The 11493-nt window shown below is 26.1% G+C and carries 11 protein-coding genes; 10 read left to right on the forward strand and 1 reads right to left on the reverse strand.

Annotated features, from left to right (window positions below; translation table 11 throughout):
• Nucleotides 1–83: 83 nt before the first annotated feature.
• Entirely contained in the window at nt 84–644 is a 561-nt protein-coding gene (gene ciaI, locus DU473_RS04130; protein WP_131186569.1) for an intracellular survival protein CiaI, read from the reverse strand.
• A 71-nt stretch (nt 645–715) separates the two neighbouring features.
• On the opposite strand from ciaI, the gene DU473_RS04135 reads away from it, so the two are divergent.
• From DU473_RS04135 to glf, 10 genes are read left to right on the forward strand one after another with little or no spacing between them, the layout of a single operon-like run.
• Nucleotides 716–1123: a hypothetical protein gene (locus DU473_RS04135; protein WP_131186570.1), complete on the forward strand. Its 408-nt coding sequence runs from the start codon at nt 716–718 to the stop codon at nt 1121–1123.
• Between the two features lie 52 nt (nt 1124–1175).
• Complete coding sequence (gene kpsM, locus DU473_RS04140) at nt 1176–1958, forward strand: capsule polysaccharide transporter KpsM (protein ID WP_131163043.1); 783 nt, start codon at nt 1176–1178, stop codon at nt 1956–1958.
• On the forward strand, nt 1955–2617 hold the full coding sequence (locus tag DU473_RS04145) for an ABC transporter ATP-binding protein (RefSeq protein WP_131163044.1): 663 nt from the start codon (nt 1955–1957) through the stop codon (nt 2615–2617). Before kpsM ends, DU473_RS04145 begins: the two co-directional genes overlap by 4 nt.
• Nucleotides 2617–3735, forward strand: a complete 1119-nt coding sequence (locus DU473_RS04150) for a KpsE/RkpR family capsule polysaccharide export protein (RefSeq protein WP_131163045.1) — start codon at nt 2617–2619, stop codon at nt 3733–3735. Before DU473_RS04145 ends, DU473_RS04150 begins: the two co-directional genes overlap by 1 nt.
• 1 nt (nt 3736) lies before the next feature.
• Complete coding sequence (locus DU473_RS04155) at nt 3737–5398, forward strand: polysaccharide biosynthesis/export family protein (RefSeq protein WP_131186571.1); 1662 nt, start codon at nt 3737–3739, stop codon at nt 5396–5398.
• An 8-nt stretch (nt 5399–5406) separates the two neighbouring features.
• The gene (locus DU473_RS04160; RefSeq protein ID WP_131186572.1) at nt 5407–6357 is read left to right on the forward strand and encodes a KpsF/GutQ family sugar-phosphate isomerase; all 951 of its coding nucleotides are present in this window, start codon (nt 5407–5409) and stop codon (nt 6355–6357) included.
• Nucleotides 6357–7979, forward strand: coding sequence for a sugar transferase (locus DU473_RS04165; RefSeq protein ID WP_131186573.1), 1623 nt, complete (start codon nt 6357–6359; stop codon nt 7977–7979). The genes DU473_RS04160 and DU473_RS04165 overlap by 1 nt, the downstream gene beginning before the upstream one ends.
• Entirely contained in the window at nt 7976–9154 is a 1179-nt protein-coding gene (locus tag DU473_RS04170; protein WP_131186574.1) for a nucleotide sugar dehydrogenase, read from the forward strand. Before DU473_RS04165 ends, DU473_RS04170 begins: the two co-directional genes overlap by 4 nt.
• Before the next feature lie 6 nt (nt 9155–9160).
• Entirely contained in the window at nt 9161–10357 is a 1197-nt protein-coding gene (locus DU473_RS04175; RefSeq protein ID WP_131163050.1) for a glycosyltransferase family 2 protein, read from the forward strand.
• A gap of 37 nt (nt 10358–10394) precedes the next feature.
• Nucleotides 10395–11492: a UDP-galactopyranose mutase gene (gene glf / locus DU473_RS04180; protein WP_131163051.1), complete on the forward strand. Its 1098-nt coding sequence runs from the start codon at nt 10395–10397 to the stop codon at nt 11490–11492.
• Nucleotide 11493 lies beyond the last annotated feature (1 nt).

Here is an 11493-nt window from a genome sequence, read left to right on the forward strand (position 1 = left end):
TAGAAATTTTTACAAATTTAGATATAGGATTAAAAAATATTTAATATTTTAAACTATAATACTCTTGCCTTAAGGCAAGAGTATTAAGCATAAAGATTAAGATTATTTTCTGTGTTATTTTTATTTTCTTTGGCTATTTCTTGTTGTTTTTCAAGTTGTTTTTTCATTTGTTCTAAAACTTCATCTAAAAGCTTTTTACTATCTTCAAGCATTGAAGTATTTGTTTCTGTGCTTGGAGTTTGATTTTTATTAAGTAAATTTTGCAATTTGTTGGTAAAATTGTTCATAATAGCATTTTGATGATTCTCATCATTTGGAGTTGGTAAGACATTTGCTATTTGCATTGCACTAGTAATAAGTTCTTTTGGGTTTAACTCTCCTACTTTACTTTTGCTTAAGAAATCTTGTATCATTGGTTCAACTTCTTTCATAGCATCTTTGATTTCATTTAAATCATTTTGAGTAAGTTTTGAACCTTCAAAGCTAAAACTAAAACCATATTGACGTTTTAAATTTAAATTTTTACCTTCTTCGTTATTATAGTTTATACTTTGGTTATCATACATAGAAAAAGTAAGATGCTTACCGCTTTTTGTCGTATAATCCATAGAAAAATTTTGACTTTTACTTGCACTAAGTTCCATTTTGAACTCCTTTTATAGTGGACTTTAATTTTAGATCGGATTTTTTTAAATTTATTTTAGTATAATTTTTTATGGATCAAAGAATTATAGATTTTTTACAAAATAATGAAATTTTAAGTTTTGCAATGCAAGATAGCGAAGAAGTTTATATTGCTAATGCTTTTTATGTTTTTGATACTTTTGATTTTTCTTTTATCATCGCTTCTGATCAAAACACCAAACATATAAAACTTTCTATTATTAACCCTTGTGTGGCAGTGAATGTTTATCAAGGTAAAAAAATTGCTTTATTAAAAGGAGTTCAAATAAAGGCTAAATTCATAAATGCTACCAAAGAACAAGAAAAGCTTTATTATCAAAAATTTCCTTTTGCAAAATTTCAAAAAGGTATAAGAATTTATGCTTTATATATTTTATGGACTAAATTCACTGATAATACCTTAATGTTAAATAAAAAAATTGAATTTCAAAGAAATTGATTAACAAAAAATGTATTATAATTTTTTAAAATTTATAAAATAGAGAAAATAGATGTTAAATGTTATTTATGCTCTTTTTTTTAGAGAGTTAAAAACAAGATTTGGTGCAAACAGACATTTGGGATATATTTGGGTTGTAGGGGAGCCCATGTCTGTTATTTTGGTTATTACTATAATTGGAACTCTTATTAGAGAGTATCATCATCAAGTAATGCCAGAAGGAATTTCTATTTTTATGTTTTTAATTTCTGGTATTATGCCCTTTTTTATGTTTAGAAGTATAGCCAATCAACTTATGAATGGCGTAGGGGCAAATTTAGCTTTATTTGCTTATAAACCTGTAAAACCAATTCATGTATTTATTGCTAGGACTTTACTTGAATTTTGTATTTATTTTGTGATTTTTATCGTTATTTTATTTTTTGCGGGTTGGTTTTTTCATTTAAATGTTTTACCAAGACATTTATTAGATGTTGCTTTTTGTATTTTTTTATTGATGTGCTCAGGTTTTGCACTGGGGGTTTGTTTTGCAATTATTCATCATTTTTTTGAACCTTTAAGAACTTTACTTGCTTATTTTAGCATTGTTTTTTATTGGACCTCGGGTATTATTTTCCCTACTTGGCTTATACCTAAACCTTTGCTTGATGTATTTTATTATAATCCTTTGCTTCATATTATGGAGCTTTTAAGGTATAATTTTTTTGATAATTATCCTTTATATGAGGATTGTAATTATGAGTATCCTATTTTTTGTATAGCCATTGTACTTTTTATAGGATTATTTTTTTATTATTACAATAGACAAGCCCTAACAGCAACGAAAAGACAATGATAAAGCTTATAAATTTAACTAAATCTTATCCTTTATTTAATGGTCAAAGGCATTATATTTTTAGAGATTTTACTTTTGAATTTCCTGAAAATTGTAGTATTGGTTTAATGGGCTATAATGGAGCTGGAAAATCAACACTTATGAGACTTTTAAGTGGTGCTGAGCTTCCAGATAGTGGAAAAATTATAACTAATAAAAAGTTATCTTGGCCTTTAGGATTAAATGGTGCTTTTCAGGGTTCTTTAACTGCTAGAGATAATGTTAAATTTGTAGCAAGGGTTTATGGTTATAAAGGAGAAAAACTTAAAGAAAAAATTAAATTTGTAGAAGAATTTGCAGAACTTGGAAAATTCTTTAATGAGCCTATGAAAACTTATTCTTCAGGTATGCAAGCTAGAATTGCTTTTGGACTTAGTATGGCATTTGACTTTGATTATTATTTAATTGATGAAGCTGGAGCAGTTGGAGATCCTAAATTTAGAGAAAAAAGTATAAAACTTTATAGAGAGAAATTAAGCCAATCTAAAGTTATTATGGTTTCTCATAATATTGCCGAAATTAAACAATGGTGTGATAAAATTATTTTTATGGAAAATGGAAAAATTACAGTTTATGATGATATCGAAGAAGGTATAGCTGTTTATCAAGGAAAAGCTTAATGGAAGAAAAGAAAAGTTTATTAGAAAAAATTAAAGATTTAAGTATATTTGATTCTTTTAAAATCGTTTGGTTTTTAATGATTTTTGTTGTGATTTATTATATTTTAATAGCAGCTAATCGTTATGTAACAACTATGAGTTTTGATGTAAGATCAACAAGTAGTGGTAGTATTCAAACAAGTGGAATTTTATCTTTGCTTTCTAGTGCTTCCGTGTCAAATGAGGATATCAAATATTTAAAAGGTTATATTTATTCTTCTGATATGCTTAATTTATTGGAACAAAAAATTAAAATAAAAGAACTCTATGCAGATCAAAATATAGATTTATTTTATAAATTATGGGAATCAAGTTCCAATGAAGCCTTTTTAAGATATTATCAAAATCGTATAAAGATCCATACAGATGATAAAACAGGTCTTTTAAATATCGAAGTAGAAGGTTTTACTCCAGAATCCTCATATTTGATTGCAAAAACAATTATGGAAGAGAGCGAAAAATTTGTAAATGAAGTTTCTCATAAGGCAGCAAGAGATCAAATGATATTTGCAGAAAATGAGGTGGTTAAATTTAAAGAAAGACTTCAAAAGGCACAGAATAATTTAATTTCTTTTCAAAATAAATATGGAGTTTTTGATCCTTTAAAACAGGCTGAAAGTAAGGCGAATTTAATTGCACAAATAGAAGCTAATTTAGCACAAAAAGAAGCTAGACTTTTAACTTTGCAAAGCTATATGAATGATAGTGCCCCAGAAATTATTACTTTAAAGGCTGAAATTGTAGCAATTAAGAAACAACTTAATAAAGAGCAGGCTAAAATTTCATCTAATACCTCAAGTAAAAAGTTAAATGATTTAGCAGCTAAATTTCAAGATCTAACTATAGAAGTAGGCTTTGCAGAAGAAGCTTATAAAACAGCTTTGAAAGCTTATGAGAGTGCTAGAATAGAAGCTCTAAGAAAGATAAAACAATTAGTTGTGATACAAAATCCAAGTAAACCCCAAAGTGCAAAGTATCCAGAAAGGATTTATGACATTGTTACAGCATTTATAGTTTTATCTTTAGCATATGGGATTCTTAAATTTATTAAAATGATTATAGAGGAGCACAAATACTAAAATGAAAAAAATATTTATATTACTTATTTCATTTATTTTTTCTTTTGCAGCAGTAGATATATCTCAAATTGTTGCAAGTGAGAATAATACTCCAGTTTTTGAACAGAATGTATCTTCGGTATATCCTAGGGATATAGAAAATAATTCAAGTACTATTTTAATGGGACAAACAGCTATTCCTCTTGTTTTTGGAGCAGAACTTTTTAATGGAAATTTTAAAAATTTTACTCAAAGGGTTTATAATCCTGATTATAAAATTGCAGTCGGAGATCAAATAAGCTTAAAAATTTGGGGAGCTGTTGAATTTTCTCAAATTTTAGTAGTGGATTCTCAAGGTAATATTTTTATTCCAAAAGTAGGGGCTATTAATTTATTGGGAGTAAAAAATAGTGCTTTAGTTTCTGTGATTAAATCTAAGGTAAGTCGTATTTATAAAAATAATGTTTTTGTTTATGCGGATATGAATGCTTATCAGAATGTTTCTGTTTTTGTTACAGGAAGCGTTAATGCTCCAGGTCTTTATCAAGGATTAAGCTCTGATTCAATTATTCAGTATTTAGATAAAGCACAAGGTATCAATTTAGAATATGGAAGTTTTAGAAATGTGCAAATTTTAAGAAATAATGAAGTAATTAAAAATATAGATTTATATGATTTTCTTCTAAAAGGAAAAATGGAACTTTTTCCTTTTAGAAGTGGAGATGTAATTTTAGTTGGAAATGTTCAAAAATATGCTTTTGTAAGCGGAGATGTTCAAAAACCTTTTCGTTTTGAGCTTGGAGATGATATTAAAACTTTAAGTGATTTAGCTAAAATTGCTGGAGCCAAACCTATAGTAACAAATGCTATTGTAAAAACATACGCAGATGATCACAAGCTTGATGTTCATTCTTATAATAAAATGCAATTTGAAAAAGTTATTTTAAGAACGGGTGATGAGGTTGAATTTCAGCCAGAATATGTTTCGCAAAATATTAGTATATCCATAAAAGGGGAACATGATGGTTTAAGTACTTTGGTGATACGAAGAGGGACTACATTAAAAGATGTTTCAAGGCTTATAAAAGTAAATAGTCAATCAGATATAAACTCTTTGCAAATTTTTAGAAAAAGTGTTGCTAGAACGCAAAAAGAGCTTATCAAGGCACAACTTAAAGAACTTGAAACCTTAGCTTTAACTAGTACTTCTGTTACTCCACAAGGTGCAGCTATACGTGCTCAACAATCAAGAACTATTTTAGAATTTATACAAAGAGCAAAACAGGTAGAACCTAGAGGACAAATTGTTATAGATGATGTGAAAGCTTATGATACTATTACTTTAGAAGATGGAGACATTGTAAATGTCCCAAGTAAAAACAATCTTATTATAGTTCAAGGAGAAGTATCTTTGCCAGGTGCATTTGTTTATACTAAAAAAGAGGATTTAAAATTTTATATAGATCAAGCAGGAGGTTATGGAGATAGGGCAGATACTTCTAAAGTTCTGGTTATAAGAATCAATGGCAAAGCTGAAAAATATCACAATGGCATGAAAATAGAAGCAGGAGATTCTATTTTGGTATTGCCAAAAATAGAAAGTGAAAATTTGCAAATCTTTAGTATGCTTACTCAAATTCTTTATCAAATTGCTATTGCAACTAATGTTGTATTAAAAATATAGGAATAAAAATGTTAAATAGTATTGAAATTGCTAAAGAGGTTTTTAAAACAGAAGCAGAAGCCATTAGACATTTGTCTAAAAATTTAGATGATAATTTTACCAAGGCAATTGTTCTTATATTAAATACTAAGGGTCGTTGCGTTGTTAGTGGAATGGGTAAATCAGGTCATATAGGAGCAAAAATAGCTGCAACTTTAGCAAGTACTGGAACACCTAGTTTTTTTATCCATCCTGGAGAAGCTTTGCATGGTGATTTAGGTATGCTTACTTGTGATGATGTTTTAATTGCTATTTCAAATTCTGGGGAAACTGAAGAGCTTTTGAAAATTGTTCCTGTGATAAAAAGAAGAAAAATTCCTCTTATAGTAATGAGCGGAAATTTAAAATCAACCTTAGCAAAACAAGGAGATATTTGTTTAAATATTTCTATCACCAAAGAAGCTTGTCCTTTAAATCTTGCTCCTATGTCCTCAACAACTGCAACTTTGGTTATGGGAGATGCTTTAGCAGCAGCTTTAATGAAAGCTAGAAATTTTAAACCAGATGATTTTGCACTTTTTCATCCAGGTGGAAGTTTAGGACGTAAGCTTTTAACAAAAGTTAAAGATCTTATGGTTTCAGAGAATCTTCCAATAGTTCATCCTGAAACTGAATTTAATGATCTTGTTAATGTAATGACATCTGGAAAATTAGGGCTTTGTATAGTATTAGAAGATGAAAAGCTTGTTGGTATTATCACTGATGGAGATTTGCGTCGTGCTTTAAAAGCTAGTGATAAACCAAGGTTTGATTTTAGGGCTAAGGAAATTATGAGCACTAATCCTAAATTAGTAGATGCAGATGCTATGGCAAGCGAAGCAGAAGAGATCATGTTAAAATATAAAATTAAAGAAATTATAGTTGGAAAAAAAGAAAAAGTTGTAGGAATTATTCAGCTTTATGCTATAGGAAATGTTTAGTGACCCTTTTGTCTGTTATTATTCCTTTTGGATTAAGCAAAGAGCGTCTTTATATTCAAGATAGAATTTTTGAAAAAATAGAGGATTTTAAAGATTTAAAAGAGATAGAATTTATTTTTGTAGAAGGTTATTCTTCTTTAAAAAATAATTTAAAAGAAAAAATAATTCAAAATAATTACATTTATTTAAAAGATGATTCTCAAATTAATTTTTTTTCACAAGGAAAATGCAGAAATTTGGGCGCTTCTTTTGCTAGCTCTTCTGTTATAATGTTTTTAGATGTAGATTGCTATCTTTCTAAAGAAAGCTTTTTAAAAATTCTTAATTTAATTAAAATAAAAAATATTTCCTTAAATTTAAATGCTTTACTTGTTTTACCTGTTGTTTATCTTACGCAAGAAGCAAGTAACTCCTTAAAAAAACAAGATCAAAGTTTATGGGATAGTTTAATACAAAATGATCTAATAAGCGGAAAAAATACTTATGTTAAATTTTTTGCTCCAAGTTCTACTTCAAGTATAGTAATAAATAAACATACTTTTTTAAAGCTTGGTGGAAATGATGAAAGATTTATAGGTCATAGTTACGAAGATTTTGATCTTTTTGCTAGAATTTTAAAGTCTTGTATTGAATTTGAAAAGATGCCCTCTAATTTAAATTATGATTCTAGAAATTGGAATTTTTATAATTTTGAAGGTTTTAGATCTTGGTTTTCATTGCTTGGTTATGAAGCTTGTTTTTATGGAATTTATATGTATCATTTTTGGCACATAGAACCAAATCAAAATGGTTACATGGATAGAAGACATAGAAATCATAAACTTTTTTATAAGAATTTAAAAAATATGCAAACACATAGTTTAAAACCTTTACAAGTTTTTCAAGCTAAAAATGAAAAAGTTTTAATACTTTTTAAAGATAAAAATTATGATTTTAAAGATGTTAGTATTTATATAGGGGAAATCATTTATAAGAATATAAATGATTTTATAGATAAAGAATTAAAATATGAGCTTTTATTAGATTTTTTACAACAAGAAAAAATTACTAAAGTATTTTTAGATGCAAATATAGAATATAAAATGACTAATATAAAACATTTAGATGTATTTTATTTTCAAAAAGGGATTTTGCCAGATTCTTGGTATTTTTATAAAGACTTACAAAAACACTATGAAAAAAGAGAATGGGATAGAAAATTAAGCAATGAAGAGAAATTGCAAATTTATAATTATTTGCTTACTTTAAGTCATAATGATAAGAAAAATATTAAACAAACAATAGAAAAATTGAATATTGATATGGAAAAAGATTTATTAAATTTTGTTTTTTATCTTAAAAATAAGCTTTATAGTTTTACATATAGAAATGATTTTTTTCAAATTATCTTAGATAAAGAAAGATACTTGATAGCAGAAAAAAATGATAAAAGTTTTTATTGTTTACATTCTTTTATATATAAACCTTATTTATTTGAGTTAAAAAATATACAGTTATTTAGTTTTGTTTATAAAATATTAGGTTTATCTTATTTAAAAGCTAAAATTTCGCAAACCAAATTTTATCGTTTATTGAGAAAATGGTTATTTAATTTTAACTATAAGAAAAAAGGAGTTTTATGAAAATTTTGGTAGTAGGAATAGGTTATGTTGGTCTTGCTAATGCTATACTTTTATCAAGACAATATGATGTTTTATTAGCAGATATAGATGAAAACAAAGTAAAATGCGTCAATAATAATAAATCTCCTATAAATGATGAATTAATTGAAAAATTTTTTAGAGAAAATCCCGATAAATTAAAGGCGGTTTTAGCAGATACTTCACAAGTTTATAAAGATTTTGACTATATAATTATTGCTGTTTCAACAAATTATAATGATACTATTGATTTTTTTGATACAAAGAATATAGAAGATATTTTAAAGAAAATTAAGAACATTAATTCTAATGCTATAGTTATTATTAAAAGTACTATTCCTATAGGATATACAAAAAGAATTAAAAAAGAATTTAAATTTGATAATATAGTTTTTTCACCGGAGTTTTTACGCGAAGGAAGTGCTCTTTATGATTGTCTAAATCCAAGCAGAATGATTATAGGCGATAAAGGGAATTTAGGCAAACAAGTTGCTGAATTATTTTATAAAAGTATTCAAAAAAAGAATCTTAAGACTTTTTTTATGGATTCTGATGAAGCAGAAAGTGTTAAACTCTTCTCAAATACTTACTTAGCTATGCGTATCAGTTTTTTTAATGAAATTGATACTTATGCAAAAAACTATAATTTAAATGTATTAGATATTATTAATGGTGTATGCGCAGATCCTAGAATAGGAGATTATTATAATAATCCAAGTTTTGGTTATGGCGATTATTGTTTACCTAAAGATACGAAACAACTTTTGGCAAATTTTAAAAATATCCCAAATAGTCTAATTAAAGCTATTGTGGAATCAAATGAAGTTAGAAAGAAATTTATAAGCAATTCGATCTTGTCTCGGAATGTAAAAAATATAGGTATTTTTAGACTTATAATGAAGAATAATTCTGATAATTTTAGAAATTCTGTTATCCTAGATATAATTAACTATTTAAAGAAATATAACAATGATTTAAATTTCATTATACATGAACCCTTATTGAAAGATGATAAATTTCAAGGTATTAAAATTGAAAATAATCTTAATAGTTTTATTGAAAAATCAGATTTAATTGTAGCTAATCGTATTAGTCGTGAACTTATAAAAGTAAAATCTAAAATTTTTTCTAGTGACTTATTTTTAACAGATTTGTAATTAAAGATGAAAACTGTTGGTGTGGTTATACCGATATATAACGTAGAAAAATATTTAAGAGAATGTTTAAATAGTGTTATAAATCAGACTTATAAAAAATTAGAAATTATTTTGGTAAATGATGGAAGCACTGATAAGAACTCATTTAATATAGCAAAAGAGTATACTCTTACAGATACAAGAATAACTCTCTTTAATAAAGAGAATGGAGGGCAGAGTACAGCTAGAAATATTGGTATAAAATATTTTAATGGAGAATATAGTTTTAAAAATAGAACTAAAATATTAAAAGAAAATTCTCTAATAGAATTTAATGTGGAAGGTGATAATTCTTATAAAGTATATTCTATGTATAAAAGTCATAAAGCTTTTAAGAATGAAAAAGAACTGAAAGAATTTAAAAATCCAAATATTGATTATATAATTTTTTTAGATTCTGATGATTACTGGAAGGTTAATTGTATTGAAGAATGTATTAAGAGAATGAATGGGGTAGAAATAGTATGGTTTAAAAGTGAACCATACTTTGAAGGGCATTTTAGAAAAAAATGGAGTTCGCTTTTAGAGTTGTACAATTATCAAGAAAGAATTATTACTCCTATTGAATGGTTAAAAAGAAGTATTGAATATAATATAACTAGTTTTTATTTTATTTGGTCTGGAATGATTGATTTTGACTTTTTGAAAAGTTTAAGATTAAAATTTATTGATCGTATTATTCATGAAGACCATCATTTTGGAATGTTATTATTTTTTCAGAGTAATTTAATTTATGTTTTTCCTAGAGAGATGCATATTTATAGAATTAGGCAAAATAGTACAATAAATATATCTAAAGGTTTTAAATATCCCAATCATTTAAAAGATCTTGTAAAAGCTTTTGATAATTATGATACAATTAAGCAATACTATTCTTCTGCAAGTATATTTTTTGTTTTAAATTTAAGTATAATTTTTTTATCTTCTCAAAATAAAAAAGGTGCTGATTTATTTAAAGAAGCTTTTTTTGATCATATGATTGAAAATGCCTTTAAAATATTTTTTATAGACAATGATCCTTGGAAGTTGAAGCCAAGGTTGTCTATTGTTTTGAATAATTATTTTATTTTTTGGAAATTTTTTAAAAATAAAAAACTTTTTTTATTATATAAATACTTTAGAAAAATTACTAAGTTTTTAACAAGAGTATTAATAAAAAAATGATATCATTAAAAATTAAATTCAAAAATTTGGTGTTTTTATGTATGATTATTTAATAGTTGGTAGCGGTTTATTTGGTAGTATTTTTGCATATGAGGCTTCAAAAAAGAATTTAAAGTGTTTAGTTGTAGAAAAAAGATCTCATATAGGCGGGAACTGCTACACTCAAAATTTAGAAGATATTAATGTTCATAAATATGGAGCCCATATTTTCAGAACTTCCAATATTAATATTTGGAATTATATGGAACAGTTTTGCGAGTTTAATCATTTTATAAATTCTCCTATAGCTAATTATAAAGGTTCAATTTATAATTTACCTTTTAATATGAATACTTTTAGTAAATTATGGAATATAAAAACTCCAGACGAAGCAAAACAAATTATTGATAAGCAAAGAGCTATTATTAAGAATAAACCTAAAAATTTAGAAGAGCAAGCTATTTCTTTAGTGGGAACAGATATTTATGAGATTCTTATAAAAGGTTACACCGAAAAACAATGGGGGAGATCTTGCTTGGAACTACCTCCTTCTATTATAAGAAGACTCCCGGTAAGGTATATTTATGATAATAATTATTTTAATGATCCTTACCAAGGTATTCCAAAAGGCGGTTATACGAGAATTTTTAATAAAATGCTAGAAAAGTGTGAAGTTTTGCTTAATACAGACTTTTTAGAAAATAGACAAGAGCTAAAAAGTAAGGCTAAAAAAATTATATTTACCGGAGCAATTGATTCTTATTTTGATTATAGATTTGGAAATTTAGAATATAGAAGTTTAGAATTTAAACATAAAGTTTTAAATATCGAAAATTTTCAAGGAGTTGCTGTTGTTAATTATACAGATAAAAAAACTCCATTTACAAGGATTATAGAGCATAAACATTTTGAATTTTTAACTTGTCCTAAGAGTGTAATTAGTGAAGAATATCCATTAGAATGGCATAAAGGTATGGAGCCTTATTATCCGATTAATGATGAAAAAAATCAGGTTTTATATCAAAAATATCAAGAATTAGCCAAACAAGAAAAAAATATTTATTTTGGTGGAAGACTTGGAGAATATAAATACTATGATATGCAAGATGTGATAAATTCTGCACTTGAATTTTGCAAAAAAGAATTAAAGGACTGAA

The sequence above is a fragment of the Campylobacter novaezeelandiae genome, assembly GCF_004323845.1.
Taxonomy (GTDB): Bacteria; Campylobacterota; Campylobacteria; order Campylobacterales; family Campylobacteraceae; genus Campylobacter_D; species Campylobacter_D novaezeelandiae.

Coding starts and splice junctions, on each gene's coding strand:
- ciaI (WP_131186569.1), bottom strand. CDS start 644: ATGGAACTTAGTGCAAGTAAAAGTCAAAATTTTTCTATGGATTATACG.
- DU473_RS04135 (WP_131186570.1), top strand. CDS start 716: ATGGATCAAAGAATTATAGATTTTTTACAAAATAATGAAATTTTAAGT.
- kpsM (WP_131163043.1), top strand. CDS start 1,176: ATGTTAAATGTTATTTATGCTCTTTTTTTTAGAGAGTTAAAAACAAGA.
- DU473_RS04145 (WP_131163044.1), top strand. CDS start 1,955: ATGATAAAGCTTATAAATTTAACTAAATCTTATCCTTTATTTAATGGT.
- DU473_RS04150 (WP_131163045.1), top strand. CDS start 2,617: ATGGAAGAAAAGAAAAGTTTATTAGAAAAAATTAAAGATTTAAGTATA.
- DU473_RS04155 (WP_131186571.1), top strand. CDS start 3,737: ATGAAAAAAATATTTATATTACTTATTTCATTTATTTTTTCTTTTGCA.
- DU473_RS04160 (WP_131186572.1), top strand. CDS start 5,407: ATGTTAAATAGTATTGAAATTGCTAAAGAGGTTTTTAAAACAGAAGCA.
- DU473_RS04170 (WP_131186574.1), top strand. CDS start 7,976: ATGAAAATTTTGGTAGTAGGAATAGGTTATGTTGGTCTTGCTAATGCT.
- DU473_RS04175 (WP_131163050.1), top strand. CDS start 9,161: ATGAAAACTGTTGGTGTGGTTATACCGATATATAACGTAGAAAAATAT.
- glf (WP_131163051.1), top strand. CDS start 10,395: ATGTATGATTATTTAATAGTTGGTAGCGGTTTATTTGGTAGTATTTTT.